17 protein-coding genes and 1 pseudogene are annotated in these 17,739 nt (G+C 38.1%); 14 read left to right on the top strand and 4 right to left on the bottom strand.

What is annotated here, in order from left to right; all coding sequences use genetic code 11:
- Positions 1–5: 5 nt before the first annotated feature.
- Complete coding sequence (locus J6L97_RS10385; RefSeq protein WP_054833074.1) at positions 6–416, bottom strand: type II toxin-antitoxin system RelB/DinJ family antitoxin; 411 nt, start codon at positions 414–416, stop codon at positions 6–8.
- Positions 417–527: 111 nt separating this feature from the next.
- On the opposite strand from J6L97_RS10385, the gene J6L97_RS10380 reads away from it, so the two are divergent.
- The 3 genes from J6L97_RS10380 (at position 528) to J6L97_RS10370 (ending at position 1,387) form a co-directional block, all read left to right on the top strand.
- The gene (locus J6L97_RS10380) at positions 528–659 is read left to right on the top strand and encodes a hypothetical protein (protein WP_041811095.1); all 132 of its coding nucleotides are present in this window, start codon (positions 528–530) and stop codon (positions 657–659) included.
- A 195-nt stretch (positions 660–854) separates the two neighbouring features.
- Positions 855–1,130 carry a type II toxin-antitoxin system Phd/YefM family antitoxin gene (locus J6L97_RS10375; protein ID WP_013087009.1) on the top strand — a complete coding sequence of 92 codons (276 nt, stop codon included), beginning with the start codon at positions 855–857 and terminating at the stop codon, positions 1,128–1,130.
- Complete coding sequence (locus tag J6L97_RS10370) at positions 1,127–1,387, top strand: Txe/YoeB family addiction module toxin (protein WP_057727062.1); 261 nt, start codon at positions 1,127–1,129, stop codon at positions 1,385–1,387. Before J6L97_RS10375 ends, J6L97_RS10370 begins: the two co-directional genes overlap by 4 nt.
- On the opposite strand, the pseudogene J6L97_RS10365 reads toward J6L97_RS10370, so the two are convergent.
- Both J6L97_RS10365 and J6L97_RS10360 read right to left on the bottom strand, forming a co-directional pair.
- Positions 1,370–1,989 (bottom strand): annotated as a pseudogene (locus tag J6L97_RS10365) (transposase family protein). The gene J6L97_RS10370 and the pseudogene J6L97_RS10365 overlap by 18 nt on opposite strands.
- A 42-nt stretch (positions 1,990–2,031) precedes the next feature.
- Positions 2,032–2,889, bottom strand: coding sequence for an IS982 family transposase (locus tag J6L97_RS10360; protein ID WP_118992340.1), 858 nt, complete (start codon positions 2,887–2,889; stop codon positions 2,032–2,034).
- 206 nt (positions 2,890–3,095) lie between these two features.
- On the opposite strand from J6L97_RS10360, the gene J6L97_RS10355 reads away from it, so the two are divergent.
- A complete protein-coding gene (locus J6L97_RS10355; RefSeq protein WP_057727006.1) occupies positions 3,096–3,929 on the top strand; it encodes a helix-turn-helix domain-containing protein in 834 nt (277 codons plus the stop codon).
- Positions 3,930–4,292: 363 nt separating this feature from the next.
- Positions 4,293–4,835, top strand: a complete 543-nt coding sequence (locus J6L97_RS10350) for a hypothetical protein (RefSeq protein ID WP_057727004.1) — start codon at positions 4,293–4,295, stop codon at positions 4,833–4,835.
- 328 nt (positions 4,836–5,163) lie between these two features.
- On the opposite strand, the gene thiD is transcribed toward J6L97_RS10350, so the two are convergent.
- Complete coding sequence (thiD, locus tag J6L97_RS10345) at positions 5,164–5,979, bottom strand: bifunctional hydroxymethylpyrimidine kinase/phosphomethylpyrimidine kinase (RefSeq protein WP_057727003.1); 816 nt, start codon at positions 5,977–5,979, stop codon at positions 5,164–5,166.
- 124 nt (positions 5,980–6,103) lie between these two features.
- On the opposite strand from thiD, the gene glpK reads away from it, so the two are divergent.
- From glpK to pgmB, 9 genes are all read left to right on the top strand, one after another.
- Positions 6,104–7,603, top strand: a complete 1,500-nt coding sequence (glpK, locus tag J6L97_RS10340; protein ID WP_057727002.1) for a glycerol kinase GlpK — start codon at positions 6,104–6,106, stop codon at positions 7,601–7,603.
- Between the two features lie 55 nt (positions 7,604–7,658).
- Complete coding sequence (locus J6L97_RS10335) at positions 7,659–8,432, top strand: tyrosine-protein phosphatase (protein ID WP_005723724.1); 774 nt, start codon at positions 7,659–7,661, stop codon at positions 8,430–8,432.
- A 7-nt stretch (positions 8,433–8,439) separates the two neighbouring features.
- The gene (locus J6L97_RS10330; protein WP_005728205.1) at positions 8,440–9,390 is read left to right on the top strand and encodes a LacI family DNA-binding transcriptional regulator; all 951 of its coding nucleotides are present in this window, start codon (positions 8,440–8,442) and stop codon (positions 9,388–9,390) included.
- A 143-nt stretch (positions 9,391–9,533) separates the two neighbouring features.
- Complete coding sequence (locus tag J6L97_RS10325; protein ID WP_013086997.1) at positions 9,534–10,712, top strand: acetate/propionate family kinase; 1,179 nt, start codon at positions 9,534–9,536, stop codon at positions 10,710–10,712.
- Positions 10,713–11,141: a PAS domain-containing protein gene (locus tag J6L97_RS10320; protein ID WP_013086996.1), complete on the top strand. Its 429-nt coding sequence runs from the start codon at positions 10,713–10,715 to the stop codon at positions 11,139–11,141.
- A 112-nt stretch (positions 11,142–11,253) separates the two neighbouring features.
- Complete coding sequence (locus J6L97_RS10315) at positions 11,254–12,915, top strand: alpha-glucosidase (protein ID WP_150399411.1); 1,662 nt, start codon at positions 11,254–11,256, stop codon at positions 12,913–12,915.
- A gap of 3 nt (positions 12,916–12,918) precedes the next feature.
- The gene (locus tag J6L97_RS10310) at positions 12,919–14,640 is read left to right on the top strand and encodes a glycoside hydrolase family 13 protein (RefSeq protein ID WP_013086994.1); all 1,722 of its coding nucleotides are present in this window, start codon (positions 12,919–12,921) and stop codon (positions 14,638–14,640) included.
- A 171-nt stretch (positions 14,641–14,811) separates the two neighbouring features.
- Positions 14,812–17,076 carry a glycoside hydrolase family 65 protein gene (locus J6L97_RS10305; RefSeq protein WP_057726964.1) on the top strand — a complete coding sequence of 755 codons (2,265 nt, stop codon included), beginning with the start codon at positions 14,812–14,814 and terminating at the stop codon, positions 17,074–17,076.
- Positions 17,069–17,731, top strand: coding sequence for a beta-phosphoglucomutase (gene pgmB, locus J6L97_RS10300; RefSeq protein ID WP_054832993.1), 663 nt, complete (start codon positions 17,069–17,071; stop codon positions 17,729–17,731). The genes J6L97_RS10305 and pgmB overlap by 8 nt, the downstream gene beginning before the upstream one ends.
- Positions 17,732–17,739 lie beyond the last annotated feature (8 nt).

The following is a 17,739-nucleotide window of genomic DNA, read 5'->3' as shown; positions in this document are numbered from 1 at the left end:
AATGCTTATATTCCTAACTCCTTATTTAACTTATCAAACGCTTTGCTAATCTCAATACCTTTACCATTTCTTGCATCTTGAGCATGTTTAGCTAATCTTGCTTCAAGTTGTTCCTTGTTCATCTTGTTCATATTCATCCAATCAGGAGTGATTTCAGCTAATTTGTCCTCCCAGCTAGACTTAGCGACTTCATATTGAGCTGTAGCTTCTGCGACCATCATTGCAGTATCGTGATCGTTTCTATTTTCTCTTTTCTTTGAGGAGAGATCAAAAGGAATACTATCAGTTAATGCAATTTGACGTAAGTACATATCAATTGCAACTGACATAGGGATGCCAAGTTTGTTTAATACTTTCTCTGCGTTTTGCTTAGTTTCTTTATTGACACGGATGTTAATTGCTGCTTTTTCAGTCATAGTTTTCTCCTTTGTAGTTGTATGATAGTTAATAGATAGTTAATAGCTACATAATATCATATAGGGATTATTCATGCTATAGAGACGATCAATGATTCGATTCTGTCATCGATGATTCCGATTGGCTCATTTTTAGGCGGGCTGATTGTAGCGCGTTTTGGTGCAGATTGGGCGATTGCACTTGAGGGAGTTGCTCAAATTTTGACAGCAGGATATTATTTTGTGATTGAGAAAAAGAAGTAAATAAATAGCAGTGGTCGACTAGATCATTGCTTTTTTTTTGTAAAGAAGAGCGGTCAAATGATCACCACAATGTGTCTCTAATTGAACTGTCCCATGGTTAATCATTTTTTCAACCATTTACGATTATTGCTTTTGGTAGTAATATAAGTAAAAATATAGTACAATAAGTTGTACAATATAAGGAGGGGTTAGTCTATGGATGCGGTTAATTACAGTAATTTTCGTAAAAATTTAAAGCATTATTTTAAGCAAGTCAATGATGATAGTGAACCTTTGATCGTAACTAATAAAGAACCAGAGGATAATGTGGTTGTATTAGGTAAAGAAGATTATGATGCCTTGGTTGAAACATTAGAAATTCAATCTAATCAATACCTAATGGACAAGATTGAAAGAGGGCGTAAACAAGTTAGTGAAGGCACGATAAAGCAACATGAACTAATTGATCCTGAGCAGGTAACAAAATCATGATCGTAGCATGGACGGATGATGGTTGGAACGACTATGTGTATTGGTATGACGATGGTGATTATAAAAAGGTATCAAGAATAAACGATCTTGTGAAAGATATGAAAAGACATCCATTTACAGGTATTGGTAAGCCTGAGCCCTTAAAGAGAAATCTATCAGGGTTATGGTCAAGACGAATCGATTCGAAAAATCGGATCGTCTATGATTGTCATAAATCAATGATAACTATACGCGTGGTGCTAGTTAAATCGTTCTAGACAATATGCCATATTATAAGCTAAAATAGCTATTTCTAGCCGCTGTTGAAAGCCTACTGGACTTCTTGCTCGATTATTCTCAGCGTTGTAATAACTAAGCAAAGAAAAGTCGCTTTCAATGCTTCTTCTAATTGCCATCATCGCTTACTATTGCGTGGACCTTGAAGCCATAATAATAGACTTTCTCGGTTGCTTTATAACCAATATCAGCTACGCCCCGAAAGATCTTGACACGATAATTGCGAACAGGCTGGGAAACTATCAATAATCAAAAATTCTCCAGCTGTCTTTACTTCTTGATTCCAAGCCTGACGGATACAACGAATTAGAGGCAAGAGCATTCGAGCTCGACGGTTAAAGCGAGAATGAGATAAGCCAACGAAGAATTTACAGAATCTTCGTTGAGATTCAATTCCAATTTCAGTTTGCCAAATGAGCATCGCTAAGATAGAACTATCAGGAAGCTTGGTCTGATCAACATTTTTACGATGTTTAAGTCCATCAGGCGCATAAAGCTTATACAGCGAGCGACAAATCACATTTAACCGATTAAAACTAACTTGTAAATGGTGAGAAAAACGCTTAAGCTTGAGATAGTTCAATTAGATCAGACTCTTTTCTATTTAAATTACTTACGCGTGGTGCTAGTTAAATCGTTCTAGACAATAAGCCAAATTATAAGCTAAAATTGCAATTTCCAACCGGCTTTGAAAGCCTATCAGACTACGTGCTCGATTGTTCTCGGCATTGTAATAGGTCAGAAGCGAAAAGTCGCTTTCAATTGTTCTGCGAATAGCCATCAATTGATGATCATTGTGCTTTTTAGCTCCTGTCATATTTTTACGATATGGTGTCCAAAGTTCATAACCCATTTGTTTTAGCTGTTGATGCAGTTCTTTGCCTAAATAGCCTTCGTCGCCAAGAAGATAGTAATTAGATGGATGTGCATTTTCCATCAGTTCAACTGTCTCCTTGGCATCATGAACTGATGCTTTTGTTACGACATAATCAAGAATGTAACCGTCATCGCTAACAATGGCATGAACTTTGAAACCATAGAAGTAAATTTTCTTGGTGGCCTTATAACCAATGTTGGCATAACCGCGAAAAATTTTAGCACGATAGTTGCGAATTGGTTGGCAAACAGGTACCGGAAAGCTGTCAATGATCAAGAAATGTCCATTCAGGTCAACCTTTTTATTCATTTCTTGCCGTATCTGATAAATCAATTGCAATAGCTGACGTGAACGCCGATTAAAACGTGAGTGTGATAAACAATTGAAACATTCACAGAATCTTCTTTGTGATTCAATTCCTGTCTTAGCTTGCCAGATAAGTAAAGCCAAAATCAGACTGTCCGTAGTTTTAATTTGATCAATATTTCGCCGATGAGTAAACTCAGCCGGTGCATACAAACGATACCAGTGCCGACAAATTATCACTAAATCTTTAAAACTAACTTGTAAATGGTGGCTAAAACGCTTAAGCTTAAGGCAGTTCAATCAGATCAGACTCTTTTCTATTATTACTATTTACAAGTCGAGTCTAACAAGATTGGACTTTTTTATTAACTAAAACGATTTAACTAGCACCACGCGTATAACTATATATTCATGTAAGGATCACTATTGATAATTGGAGTTTTGCAGCAATGATTAATTTCATTGCTGCTTTTTTCATTGACTAAAAAATATAAAGTGCTATTTTTATTAAAATTGGAGAAGCACTACGCAAAGAAAGAATAAAATTAGGACTAACACAGGATCAAATGTGTGCTGGGATCCTTAGTCGTCCTTTTTACGCAAGGATTGAAAGTGGCAAAAATCGCATAAATGCGGAGAGCTTATTTAAAATATTGCTTGAGCATCAAGTTGATCTAGTAGAGTTTTGTGATCTTATTCAAGATGATTATACGTCAGAAGAACGAAAAGTTGAGAAGCAATTTGAATTTAAAATGAATCTAGCAGTTAGTGCAAAAGATACTGAAGCTTTGGATAAGTATTGTCAGCAGATAATGAATTCATCTAATAATGAGGTTTTGAAGTTGCGAGCATTAATTACTTCGGCAGATTTTAAGGGTGAAACTGACAAGATTGATGTAGAAATCAGGACGAAGATAAAAGCTGAGTTTGATGGAGGGAATAATTGGCTTGAGCGACCAGACCTACTGCGATTATTGGCTAATACGATGCCGATGTGGCCACAAGATGAATTGGACTTTTTAATTGGGCGCTTGCTTGATTTTGCAAAAAAATCTGAGCTTTCAGAGTTAACGACTGAAAGATATTTAAGATTGCTAGAAAATTATCTGGTGGTTTGTTACGACAGAAAGGTTCATAAGAAAACTACACATTTTGATCATATTGATGACGCGATGGAATATATTATTGATGCTACTGAGTCGTTTCACTTGATGATTTATAGAATTGAAGTGTTTTATATGAAAGCATTATTTTTAGATCAAATGGACAAAGCAAAAGAGATTAAACAAGAGCTTAGGAAAATAGGATATGGAAATATGATTGCCAATTGGCTTGAGTAAGACTTTGTAACAAATATGATACAAAGTCAATCGCAGGAGAACTTACATGATTTAAAATAATAGTTGAAGACTTAGATGGAAGGAAAAACTTAAGTTAATGCAAGTCGACGTTGCTTCCATTGTAACTACAGTAGTAATCCTAATTGCTGTTACAATAATTATTATGAAAAAAGAAAGTAAAATATCTGGAATAGCAATTATTACTGTTGGTGTGGTATTTCTAATAGATTCATGCTTTCTTAGATATAAACCAGTTATGCAACTAGTAGTATTATCGATCTTTTTTATTATGCTTGGTATATTTTGGATCATTCAGAGCTATAAGAAATAAGTAAATCCAAAAATTAATGGAAATCGAAACTTATGACTAAAAGAAATACGGTAATTATCACTGTTTTTATAATTATTGTGATAATGGGATTAGTATGTTTGCATAACCAATATTCTAGCAATTCAAGCCCAATATTAGAAGCAAAAGTAACGTCGGATAATGGTGATAATCTTTCATTTTTTAAAATTTATAATAATGGAAAAATTCGAAAAGATTCATCTACAAAAGGACAATTTGTCAAAGCTATAGAAGTTGATTCTCAAATTTATCACGATCATGCTGATAAAGAGAATAATTCTACCTATCTAGCACTAGATAAAGCGGAACTAAATAAAGATCAACGAATAAGCTCTGATCCTACTTTTGTTAAGTTAATTAGTAATCTAGTTAAGCAAAGTAAATATTTAATAGGAATATTGAATTTGTTTAAATTAGACAATGAGTATTATGCTTTTATCAAGTATAATGCTGGTCTTTCAGATGAAGGTACGTTATACAAGTACAGCAGTGATAAGCTAACAAAAGTTTGCACACTAGATTCAGGTAAAATAGTAGGTCTTAAGAAGGTAAAATAAATTGCGTGAATCATTACTGAGTCCCAAACTTTATCAAGCTCTAAAATACATTTTAGCTGTAACACTGATAATAATCTTAATCTTGCCATTACCAGCAATTAATCAGAAAAAGATCAATTACTGGCTGGTAGGATCATATTGTCTAGTCCTGGGCGACTGGCTAGCTACTTGGATGCAACATCATCATATTCATTGGGTTATTAGCATAATCATGGGATACGTAATAGCGTTCATTATTTGTGTAATACTGTATCTCTACACAGCAATGATTTAATTGAAAACAGACATAAAAACACCGAAGTTCAAAATCTGAGCTTCGGTGTTTTTTCTATCTATTTTCTTCCTGTGCAGCCAAGTGATTGATCGGACCCCATTTTGAACCAACATCAATTGGGTGAGAAATTGCAGCGTAAGTAAAGTCCTTACCAATTTTTATAGCATCAATTACAGACTTTCCCTTAGCTAATTCTGCCGCAATAACTGCGGAGAGAGTATCACCTGTGCCATTCACGCGATCAGTCTTAAAGAAAGGCTTGGTAAATTCGTGAAATGCGCCATCTTCAGTCAACAAAATATCAGTTACTTCAGTCTGATTATCTGAGTCATGACGTCCCTTCATCAAGACATTTTTAGCACCCATTTCTTGTAGTTTTTTAGCGCCTGCGTGAATTTCTTTCTTATTATTTAGCTTCAAGCCAGTTAGCTTTTGTTGTTCATAAAAGTTAGGCGTAATTACATCGGCTAGCGGCAATAATCTGTCTAAGAAGGTCTGGTAGGCATCATCGTCAAGTAGGGTGGCACCGTGCTTAGTGATGATGACGGGATCAAGCACGATTTTACCCATGTCGTATTTTTCAAGATTATCGGCAACGCAATCGATAATTTCCTTGTTAGCCAGCATCCCTGTCTTAGTCGCATTAATCTTGAAGTCGTCGTTTAACACATCGAATTGCTTTTGGATAAAATCAAGCGGCATAATTTGTTGGGCAAAAATTCCTTTTGTATTACCAGCTACAGCCGCGGTCATCAGCCCCATGCCATAAACGCCCCGTGCATAGAATGAATGCAAATCTGCTGGCATTCCTGCACTACCATCACTATCGTTACCCGCAATTGTTACCGCAATTTTTTGATTTTTTTCCATTAAAATGCCCTCCTTGAAAAATCCTTATAAAAATTATACCGTATCTATTATATTAACTGCTAGAATCTGCATTAGAAAAACAGTAATATTATAAGAAAGCGCTTTTGCAGAAAAGAGAATAACTATGACAGAAAAATATATTTTAGCAATCGATGAAGGAACCACCTCTACTAGAGCAATTATTTTTGACCATGATGGACGTGAAGTTGCTTCTGCCCAAAAAGAATTTCACCAATATTTTCCAGAGCCTGGCTGGGTTGAACATGACGCTAATAAAATCTGGATGGCGGTCCAAACAACAATTGCCAATGCTTTTATTAATTCGGGCATTTGGCCTAATCAAATTGCCGCAATTGGCATTACCAACCAACGTGAAACGACCGTTGTTTGGGACAAGGATACAGGTGAGCCAATTTATCATGCAATCGTTTGGCAGTCACGGCAGACAACAGAATTAGCTGAAAAATTAAAAAAAGAAGGCTATAGTGATGAAATTCGTCAAAAAACAGGCTTAATTATTGACCCATACTTCAGTGCAACTAAGATTCGCTGGATTCTTGATCATGTACCTGGCGCGCAAGAAAAAGCTGAACAGGGAAAGTTGCTTTTTGGCACGATTGATAGTTGGCTAGTTTGGAAGTTAACTGATGGTGCTAAACACGTGACTGATTACACTAATGCTTCACGGACCATGCTGTTTAATATTCACACGCTCAAGTGGGATGACGATATTTTGCATTTGCTCAATATTCCTAAGCAAATGTTGCCTGAGGTGCGCTCGAATTCAGAGATTTATGGTGAAACAGCGTCATATATGTTCTTTGGTGGACAAGTGCCAATTGCTGGGATGGCCGGTGACCAACAGGCAGCCTTATTTGGTCAACTAGCTTTGAAACCAGGAATGGTGAAAAACACATATGGCACCGGTGCCTTTATTGTGATGAACACAGGGGACAAGCCAACAGACTCTAACAATAATCTGTTAACGACCATTGGTTATAGCATTAATGGTAAGATTACTTATGCTTTAGAAGGATCAATCTTTGTGGCTGGTAGTGCAATTCAATGGCTACGCGATTCGATGAAGTTGATTAAGCATGCGCCAGACTCTGAACAAGCAGCGCTTGAGTCGACATCAGAGAACGAGGTTTACGTTGTCCCTGCCTTCACTGGGTTAGGCGCACCATATTGGGATGCGGAGACTCGTGGCTCAATCTTCGGTGTTACACGTGGAACTACTGACAAGGATATAATTAAAGCAACTTTGCAGTCATTAGCTTATCAAACCCGTGACGTTGTTGATACGATGCAACAAGATTCAGGCATTGAAATTCCTGCTTTACGTGTTGATGGCGGTGCTAGCAACAACAATTACCTGATGCAGTTTCAGGCTGACATTTTAGGGATTGAAATTGAACGCGCTAAAACGCTGGAAACAACCAGCATGGGTGCAGCCTTTTTAGCTGGCCTTGCCGTTGGCTATTGGAAAAATATTGACGAGTTAAAGCATACCTTTACGATTGGACAGGCCTTTGAGCCGAAAATGAGTGCAGTTGAACGTGAAAAACTTTATTCAGGTTGGCAACGTGCAATTCGTGCTGCTCGGTTATTTGCACATGACTGATAATGATATAATAAAAGTACGGTATTAACACTTTAATGAGGAAAGGCAAGGAAAAATGAAGCATGATCGAATATTAGCTTTGGATGGACCGCTGAATTTCAGAGACATCGGCGGCTACCAAAATGACAAGGGTCAACATGTAAAGTGGAACAAAATATATCGTTCTGATTCACTTAGCTCCTTGTCGAAGGAAGATCAAGAAAAGTTAGTTGAACGCCGAATTACCGTAGATGTTGATTTACGCTCTAAGTATGAACAAAATTCAGCGCCTGACAAGCTTTGGTCAAATGTCCGTTTTGTTGATGCACATATTTATTCTGAAAACCGCAAGCAAAATAAAGGCGATAACAAGTTATATCGCTTTGTCCATCATATTCCTGATATGGGTGACAATTGGCTTGGTCAAATTTACCAACAGGTTTTGCTTAATTCACATAGCCAACATGAATTTGCTAAAATTTTTGCGGAATTGATTGAATTACCTGAAGAAGATGCGCTAGTTTATCATTGTAGTGCAGGCAAAGATAGAACTGGAATGACTTCAGCACTGATCTTAACTGCATTAGGTGTTGATGATGACACCATTTCGCGTGATTATTTATTGACCAATGAATTGTATGACTTTGCTTTGGCTAAACAGTTCCCCGATGATAATGAAATTGCTAGCCTAGTTTCTAAAATGAATATTACCAAGGGAGAGGGACCGGCTATTCGTGGAATTACGGAAACTATTCGCCAAGGCTGGGGCAGTTTTGATGGATTTTTCAAAAAAGAGCTTGGCTTTAGCCAAAAAGATTTAAACCGATTCAGAAAGATGTACTTAGAATAGGAATAATATGACTACTTTATCAGATGTTGCTAAAGAAGCAAATGTATCAAAAATGACGGTATCACGAGTGATTAATCATCCTGAGCAAGTAACGCCAGAATTAAGAGCAATGGTAGAAAAAGCAATGGAGAAACTAAACTACCATCCCAATTCAATTGCACAGGCTTTAGTTAATAATCGGACTAACGTGGTAAAATTCGTCACTTTAGAAGATATTGATACCACTGAGCCATACTATATGAACTTGCTTTTTGGTTTTGCTCGTGGTTTAAATACTAAGCAGTATGCGATGCAATTAGTTACGGATCCTAATCAAATTGAAAAGGAACATGCAGATGGCTATTTAATTACCGGGGCGCGAAACAAAGATTATGAATTATTTGATAAACTCGATAAGCCTTTTGTTTTATTTGGTGAAAATCACCGCGGCTATGACTTTGTTGATTCTGATAATCAGTTAGCAGAGAAGATGGCTACTCAATATGCTTTAGACCGGTTATATAAGCACATTATCTTTATTGGAATTGATTTAAAAGAGCCATTTGAATATTCACGTGAAGCTGGTTATATCAACACTTTGCAACAACACCAGTTGATACCACAAATTTTTCGGGTTTCTAATCATAGTCATGCTGCGCAAGATGTTATTCATGAACATTTTAAGGAATTTAAAAAAGATACTTGTTTCGTCTGTGCCAGTGATCGAATTGCAGTGGGTGTTGTACGGCAATTGCAAGATGAAGGCGCTCGAATTCCGGAAGACTTTGGAGTTATTGGTTTTGATGGTGTCTTTTTAGATCAAGTTTCTAATCCAAAGCTAACGACAATTAAACAACCAATTTTTGAAATGGGTGAAATGTTAGCTAAAATGCTACTGCAAAAGATTGCCCAATCAGGTTCACCTCAAGGTGAAGTAATGCTTAAACCGAAGCTGATTCGGCGCCAATCAACTAGATAAATCGAAAAAATAACGAGCACGTCTGATAACTCAGAGGTGCTTTTTAACTGCCTTTAAAATTGTTTCCTATTATGAGTGAAAGCGCTATACTGGAAACAAGAGGCAATTTATTGAGAGATAAAATATGAATAGAGGTCACGATTATGAAAAAAGTTTTGGCAATAAATTCTGGTAGTTCATCATTTAAATATAAGCTTTTTTCATTTCCAGACGAAAAAGTTATTGCTTCAGGGATGGCTGATCGTGTAGGAATGGACAATGCTGTTTTTAAAATAAAGTTGAACGACGACAAAGAATATATTAAAAATACTTCAATTCCAGACCAAGAAGCAGCTGTAAGCTTGTTAATTGAAAATTTAAAGAAGTTTCATGTTTTAAAGAACTTAGACGAATTATTTGGAGTTGGACACCGAGTGGTTAACGGGGGCGAAGTCTTTAAAGATTCCGTCTTAATTGATAAGCAAAAGCTGCAACAAATTTTTGATTTAGGTGAATTAGCCCCTTTGCATAATGTGCCAGAAGCAATGGGGATTAAGGCTTTTATGAAGATTGTTCCAGATGTGCCACAAGTGGCAGTATTTGATACGTCATATCATACTAGTCTTGATCAAGTTAATTATCTTTATCCAATTCCATATAAGTATTATGAAAAATATGGTATTCGTAAGTATGGTGCTCACGGCATTTCTGTTAGCTATGTTGCTCCAAGAGCAGCGCGCATGATGGGCAAGAACCCATATACAGTAAAATTGATTGTTTGTCACTTAGGTTCTGGTTCTTCAGTTACTGCGGTTAAAAATGGCAAGTCACTTGATACTTCAATGGGCTTTAGTCCTGTGACTGGGGTAGCAATGGGAACACGTAGCGGCGACTTTGATCCATCAGCCCTTGAATATATTATGCAAAAGACCGGCATGACGATTGAAAAAGCCGTTGATATGTTAAACCATAAGTCGGGGATGCTCGGTGTATCAGGCGTTTCCTCTGATATGCGGGATCTGTTAGCAAGTAAAAATAAGCATGCATGGCTGGCAAGAAAGATTTTTGTTAACCGCGTTGTCCGTTATGTTGGTGCATATGCGGCAGAACTTGACGGTATCGATGGTATTGTCTTTACTGCTGGGATTGGTGAACATGATCCCGGCGTTCGGGCCGGCGTAATGTCATCATTGCGTTACTTAGGCTTGGAGCCTGATTATAAGGCAAATGATACTGATGGTGAAAAGTTTATTTCTAAGCCAGATTCTAAGGTAAAGGCCATGATTGTGCCAACCAACGAAGAATTGATGATTGCCCGTGAGGTTGTAAGGTTGGCAAAGTAGATGACAGATAATATTAAATTAGTAGGTGGCAGTTTAAGCGTTGAGCAGTTAAATGCTATTTTTGAGACTATTCCCCAAGAAATGGATGTCTTAGATGAAAATGACGTGGTTGTTTGGTCATCGATGAATAAACATCGCTTATTTAAGCGAACTGAAAAAGATATCGGCAAAACTGTCTTTGAAGTTCATCCCGGTCACAGTCAAGGTCATGTTAAGGCAGTTTTAAAGCAGATGCACGAAGGCAAACGTGGTAAATTGTCGATTATGATTCATAAAGATGGGATTCCGGTGAACATTGCCTTTTATAGTTTGCATAATGATCAAGGAAAATATCTTGGCTGTATTGAGGTAACGCAGCCAGTGGCTGATTTGCAGGAGAAAGGCAGCAAGTGGCGGAATGTTTGGAACATGATATTTAAAAAGAAGTAAGCAAAGAGCACAATTCAAATTTGAGTTGTGCTTTTTTGATACCGCTAACAATAAATATGATGTTGAAAACGGTTTCTCATTTCCCTTAAACTATGCGTGGAGGAAATTAATTATGGCACATTGGTACGATCACGCAATTATATATCAAATTTATCCTAAGTCTTTTCAAGATAGCAATGGCGATGGCGTTGGTGACCTTAATGGTATTCGCAAACGCATCCCTTATTTGAAAAATCTAGGAGTTAACGCTGTTTGGCTAAATCCGGTGTTTGTTTCACCACAGGTGGACAATGGCTACGACGTTTCAAACTACTTCGCAATCGATCCACACATGGGAACAATGGAAGATATGGAGAACTTAATCAAGGATCTACATCGAGCAGGAATTCACCTCATCATGGATTTTGTCTTGAATCATACATCTGATCAACATCCTTGGTTCCAAGATGCCATCAAGAACCCCGATAGCCTTTATCGAGACTACTATATTTTCGCTGGTCATGATGGCAAGCGACCTAATAACTGGGGTTCATTCTTTGGTGGCAGTGTATGGGAGCCAGATCCAGCAGGCACAGGTCAATCTTACTTTCACTTGTTTGATAAACGGATGCCTGATTTGAATTGGAAAAATCCCGAAGTTCGACATGCTATGTTGGAAGTGGCAGAGTATTGGCTGAAAAAAGGGATTGATGGTTTGCGTTTAGACGCTTTTATCCATATTGGCAAGGCAGATTTGCGACAAAATTATCCAACTGGAGATGGGGACGTGAACAAGCCAATTGTTGCGGAACCATTTTTCGCTAACTTACCACAGGTGCAGGAATGGATGCGGCCTTTCTGTGAGCAGATTAAGCAGGATTATCCAGATACGCTTTTATTAGGTGAAGCTGCAAGTGCTAGTGTCAATCTAGCTGTTGATTACACGACTAAGCGTAATCACCTAATGGATAGTGTAATTACCTTCCGGTACTTTACCGATGATGATTCTAATTGTGATCAGCGTTTTTCAAAGCAATATCAGCCTAAAAAGTTAGACTTGACGGCCTTTAAACAAAATCAAGTGGTTTGGCAACAAACATTAGCAGGCGTATCGCAGCCTACTCTTTATTGGAATAATCATGATATGGCCCGTTTGGCTACACGCGTAGCTAGAACACAGACTCAGGCTAAGAGCTTGGCGATGTTGATGTATTTGCAACGCGGAATTCCAGTAATTTATTACGGTGAAGAATTAGGGTTAAAGAATCTACATTTCACTAGTGCAGATCAATTCGAAGATCAAACTGTAGCGCCATGGTTAAAGGATGCAGAAAAAGTTTTGAGCAAAGATGCGGCCTTAGCTATGGTTAGTGAAACACATAAATTGCCGGCCCGTGGTCCAATGCCGTGGGATGCAACTGAGAACCATGGTTTTAGTGAAGTTAAACCATGGATAACAGGTATTAAACAGGATGATGCTTGCGTAGCTAACGAGATTAACGATACCACCAGCATGTTTAATTTTTACAAAGAACTGCTGGAACTCAAAAAAGAAGCCTTATTCCAGACTGGAACGTATTATATGATTTCAACGGATAAGAATAGCTATGTTTATCAACGTGATTTACATGATGAAAGTGCCATTGTAGCTGTTTCATTGAGTGATCAAAAGACAACTGTTGAAATACCAGCCGGTTATACTGTTGCAACACTAAAAGCGGGAGAATATCAATTAACTAATGAAAAATTAACTTTGATGCCTTATGCAGGTGTTGTGTTGAAAAAGGAGAATTAATATATGCAATTAGCAGCTTTAAGACACCGAACTGAAAGTGAAGATAGTTTTGTAGTTGATCCAAGTCATGTTCGCGTGCGTTTTCACAGTGCTAAAAATGACGTTAAAAAAGTAATTGTTCACTACTGCGATAATTATTTGCCACTTGAACAGGCTAAAACATGTGAGATGGAAAAAATTGGCGTAGGGCAATGTGAAGATCATTGGGGCATTACGCTTGAAGCACCATATCATCGCTTGAAGTATACCTTTGAAGTAATTGGCAGTGATGGCACTAGTGTAGTTGTCGGTGATCGTGCAATTAGCGGTGATGTAGACAAGGCCATTATGGAAGATGGTTCTTATTTCAAAGTGCCATATTGCCATGAAATTGATATGGTGAAAACGCCAGAATGGGTTAAACATACTGTTTGGTACCAAATCTTTCCAGAACGTTTTGCAAACGGTGATAAGTCTAATGATCCCCAAGGGGTTAAAGCGTGGAATCCGGAGGATCATCCTGGCCGCGAAGACTTCTATGGTGGTGACCTGCAAGGCGTGCTTGACCATCTAGATTACTTGAAGAAACTGGGTGTTAATGGCCTTTATTTCTGTCCTATTTTTAAAGCCAGTTCTAACCATAAATATGATACGATTGACTATTTGCAAGTTGATCCGGCATTCGGCGACAAGGATTTATTTGCGAAAGTTGTTAATGAAGCTCATGCCCGCGGAATGAAGGTCATGCTGGACGCGGTTTTCAACCACCTGGGTGATCAATCAATGCAATGGCAAGATGTTGTTAAAAATGGTCCAAGTTCTCGTTTTGCTAGTTGGTTCCACATTAATGAATATCCAGTTGAACCTTACCGCGATCCATTAAAGGGTGAGGGTAGTCCTAAGTTCGATACTTTTGCCTTTGAAAAGCATATGCCAAAGCTGAACACAGCTAATCCAGAAGTACAGGATTTCTTGTTAGAGATTGCTACTTACTGGGTAAAATACTTTGATATTGATGCTTGGCGGCTAGATGTGGCTAACGAAGTTGATCACCACTTCTGGAAGAAATTCCACAAGGCCGTTACTGATATCAAGTCTGATTTTTATATTGTAGGTGAAGTTTGGCACTCAGCTCAGCCATGGCTTAATGGTGATGAATTTACTGGCGTAATGAATTACCCATATACATTGCAGATTGAAGATCACTTTTTCAAGCATAAGCTGTCAGCACAAGAATTAACTAGTCGTCTGACCGACCAGTTGATGAAATACCGGGATGCTACCAATGCAGCCATGATGAACATGCTTGATTCACACGATACAGCCCGAATTTTGACAGTAGCTAATGGAGACCAAGATTTGGCTTTGCAAGCCTTAGCTTTTGAATTTATGCAAAAGGGTAGTCCATGCATTTATTATGGAACTGAAATGGGTATGACTGGTGGCAACGATCCTGATTGTCGTAAACCAATGGATTGGGCAAAAGAAGACGGCCCGGTTTGGCAACGAGTTCATCAATTGATTGACTTTCGTTTGCAACATGATGAAACTTTCGGTAAAGGTCGAATTAAGTTACACGTAACAGAGAATGGGTTAATTGAGGTCGATCGTGAGGGGAATGAAAGCATTAAAGCATACTTTAACACGACCGATCATCCAGTAGAGATCAATTGTGAGAACACGTTTAGTCAAGATTATGAGAATAATCAATTGGCACCAAAAGGCTTTGTAGTGAGTGTTCATTAAAAGTTACTTTTAATAAGCAAAAAAAGAAGGCAGATTAAGATCTACCTTCTTTTTCTATTAACTAATCCTGATAACGGTAACAGTAGATTTAATATTGTAAACCGCTTTCAACTAAAGGACAATGAAAGCGTAGACAAGAGAGCACCTCGAATATTACGGGAGATAGAATATATGAAACGAATTTTTGAAATTGATCCTTGGAAGGTCGTTACCCATAAGTTCGAACCAAAAGATAAAAGATTGCAAGAAAGTATGACTGCAATCGGCAACGATTACATGGGTATGAGAGGAAACTTTGAAGAAGGCTATTCAGGTGACAGCTTACAAGGTACTTACCTTGCTGGTGTTTGGTTCCCTGATAAGACGCGTGTTGGTTGGTGGAAGAACGGATATCCAAAGTACTTTGGTAAGGTTCCTAACTCACCAAGTTTCATCAACATGGGAATTACGATTAATGGTGAAAAACTTGACTTAGCTAAAGTTAAGTTTAGTGATTTCTACTTAGCACTTGATATGCACCAAGGTCTTCTGACTAGAAGTTTTACTTATGAAGGTAAGGATACTAAGGTTAAATTCGAATTCGAAAGGTTTTTACATATTACCTTAAAAGAAGCAGCTTTAATTAAAGTTAAGGCTATCGTTTTAAGTGGTAAAGCTAAGATCGACTTTGATGCAGCACTTGATGGAACTGTTGTTAACGAAGACAGTAACTACGATGCAAAATTCTGGATGCCTTTAGGTGAAAATGCTGAAGCAAGAACTATTAAGGTTGAAACTAAGGCTAACCCATACAAGGTTCCACAATTTACAGTCCTCCTTAAGCAAAGTCTTCGTCATAATGGTGAAGTAGTTAAGGGTGATGTTTCAACTGAAGCAGCCCAACTTCATGAAAAGCTTTCAGTTGAGTTAAATGAAGGCGAAAGCTACGATCTTGAAAAAGATGTCATTGTTGTTACTAGTCGTGACGTCAAACCAGATGATCAAGATGCTAAGGCAGCTGAATTGATGACCAAGCTTCAAGCTAAGAGTTTTGAAGAAAACTTAGCTGATCATGAAGCCGTTTGGCAAAAGCGCTGGGACAAATCAGATGTTGTAATTGCTGGTGATGATGCCGCTCAACAAGGTATCCGCTTTAACATTTGTCAATTATTCATGACTTATTACGGTGAAGATGAACGTCTTAACGTTGGTCCTAAAGGTTTTACCGGTGAAAAATACGGTGGTGCTACTTACTGGGATACTGAAGCCTACATTGTTCCAATGTACTTATGTGTTACTGATCCTAGTGTTACTCGGGCACTTTTACAATACCGTCACGATCAATTGCCAGGCGCATACCATAACGCTAAAGAACAAGGCTTACCAGGTGCATTGTTCCCAATGGTTACCTTCAACGGGATTGAATGTCACAATGAATGGGAAATCACCTTTGAAGAAATTCACAGAAATGCGGACATTCCTCACGCAATCGCTATGTACACTGATTACACTGGCGACGACAGCTACGTTAAGAACGAAGGTATGGACGTTTTAGTTGGTACCGCAAGATTCTGGGCAGCTAGAGTTCACTGGTCAAAGTGGCGTAACAAGTACGTAATGCACGGTGTAACGGGTCCTAATGAATACGAAAACAACGTAAACAACAACTGGTTCACCAACACCATGGCAAGATGGCTTCTCAAATACACTTTGGAACGTTTGCCACTTGCTACTAAGGAAGCTCAAGAAAGAGTTCGCGTAACTGACGAAGAAAAGGCTAAATGGCAAGACATCGTAGATAACATGTACTTACCAGAAGACAAGGAACGAGGCATCTTCTTACAACAAGATGACTTCCTAGACAAGGATATTCGTCCAGTTAGCGAAATCGAAGATCAACGTCCAATTAACCAACACTGGTCATGGGACAAGATCTTGAGATCACCATTCATCAAGCAAGCCGATGTTTTACAAGGTATCTACTTCTTGAACGATGAATACACTGTGGAACAAAAGGAAAAGAACTTCGACTTCTACGAACCATTAACAGTTCACGAAAGTTCACTTTCACCATGTATTCACTCAATCTTAGCTGCTGAACTTGGCAAGCAAAAGAAGGCTGTTGAGCTTTACCAAAGAACTGCTCGTCTTGACCTTGATAACTACAACAACGACACCGTTGATGGTTTGCACATCACTTCAATGAGTGGTTCATGGCTTACAATTGTTCAAGGTTTCGCAGGCATGCGTTACGATCACAACCAATTGAAGTTTAACCCATTTGTTCCTGAAGGTTGGGATCACTACAGCTTCAAGATCAACTACCGTGGTCGCTTGATCGAAGTTTATGTTGATCATGAAGGAACTAAGCTTACTTTGCTTAAGGGTGAAGATATTGATGTATTAGTTCACGATAAGAAAGTTACTCTTAAAGAAGGTGAAACTACAAATGCTTAAAGGATTGTTATTCGATTTAGATGGTGTTTTAACTAACTCAGCTAAGTTTCACCTTACAGCTTGGAACAATTTAGCTAAGGAATTAGGCATTACCTTAACAGATGCTCAACTTGATAGCTTGCGTGGTATTTCAAGAATGGATTCACTTAACCTGATCTTGAAGTACGGTGGTCAAGAAGACAAATACACCGAAGCAGAAAAAGAAAAGTTTGCTGCAGAAAAGAACGCTAAATTTGTTGAACAAGTAGAAACAATGACGCCAAAGGACATTTTGCCTGGGATCTCTGAGTTATTGGCAGATGCTAAGAAGCAAAACTTAAAGATGGTAATTGCTTCTGCTTCTAAGAATGCTCCTAAGATTTTAACTAGATTAGGTATTATGGATGAATTTGATGGCATTGTTGATCCAGCAACGCTTCATCATGGTAAGCCAGATCCTGAAATTTACATCAAAGCGCAAGAAATTGCAGGGTTAAAGGCTGATGAAGTAATCAGTTTTGAAGATGCCAAAGCTGGGGTCGAAGCAATCAAGGCCGCAGGTCAATTTGCCGTAGGAATTGGTGATAAGGAGCTTTTGAAAGAAGCTGATTACATCGTTCCAACAACTGCTGAGTTGAAATTGAGTGAAATTGAAAAAGTTTTTAATGAAAAATAATTAAAGAG

Source organism: Lactobacillus crispatus, from assembly GCF_018987235.1.
GTDB lineage: Bacteria > Bacillota > Bacilli > Lactobacillales > Lactobacillaceae > Lactobacillus > Lactobacillus crispatus.
The sequence above is the reverse complement of the archived record's forward strand: the minus strand, read 5'-3'. Positions and strand labels throughout refer to the sequence as shown.

Coding starts and splice junctions, on each gene's coding strand:
- J6L97_RS10385 (WP_054833074.1), bottom strand. CDS start 416: ATGACTGAAAAAGCAGCAATTAACATCCGTGTCAATAAAGAAACTAAG.
- J6L97_RS10380 (WP_041811095.1), top strand. CDS start 528: ATGATTCCGATTGGCTCATTTTTAGGCGGGCTGATTGTAGCGCGTTTT.
- J6L97_RS10375 (WP_013087009.1), top strand. CDS start 855: ATGGATGCGGTTAATTACAGTAATTTTCGTAAAAATTTAAAGCATTAT.
- J6L97_RS10370 (WP_057727062.1), top strand. CDS start 1,127: ATGATCGTAGCATGGACGGATGATGGTTGGAACGACTATGTGTATTGG.
- J6L97_RS10350 (WP_057727004.1), top strand. CDS start 4,293: ATGACTAAAAGAAATACGGTAATTATCACTGTTTTTATAATTATTGTG.
- thiD (WP_057727003.1), bottom strand. CDS start 5,979: ATGGAAAAAAATCAAAAAATTGCGGTAACAATTGCGGGTAACGATAGT.
- glpK (WP_057727002.1), top strand. CDS start 6,104: ATGACAGAAAAATATATTTTAGCAATCGATGAAGGAACCACCTCTACT.
- J6L97_RS10335 (WP_005723724.1), top strand. CDS start 7,659: ATGAAGCATGATCGAATATTAGCTTTGGATGGACCGCTGAATTTCAGA.
- J6L97_RS10330 (WP_005728205.1), top strand. CDS start 8,440: ATGACTACTTTATCAGATGTTGCTAAAGAAGCAAATGTATCAAAAATG.
- J6L97_RS10325 (WP_013086997.1), top strand. CDS start 9,534: ATGAAAAAAGTTTTGGCAATAAATTCTGGTAGTTCATCATTTAAATAT.
- J6L97_RS10320 (WP_013086996.1), top strand. CDS start 10,713: ATGACAGATAATATTAAATTAGTAGGTGGCAGTTTAAGCGTTGAGCAG.
- J6L97_RS10315 (WP_150399411.1), top strand. CDS start 11,254: ATGGCACATTGGTACGATCACGCAATTATATATCAAATTTATCCTAAG.
- J6L97_RS10310 (WP_013086994.1), top strand. CDS start 12,919: ATGCAATTAGCAGCTTTAAGACACCGAACTGAAAGTGAAGATAGTTTT.
- J6L97_RS10305 (WP_057726964.1), top strand. CDS start 14,812: ATGAAACGAATTTTTGAAATTGATCCTTGGAAGGTCGTTACCCATAAG.
- pgmB (WP_054832993.1), top strand. CDS start 17,069: ATGCTTAAAGGATTGTTATTCGATTTAGATGGTGTTTTAACTAACTCA.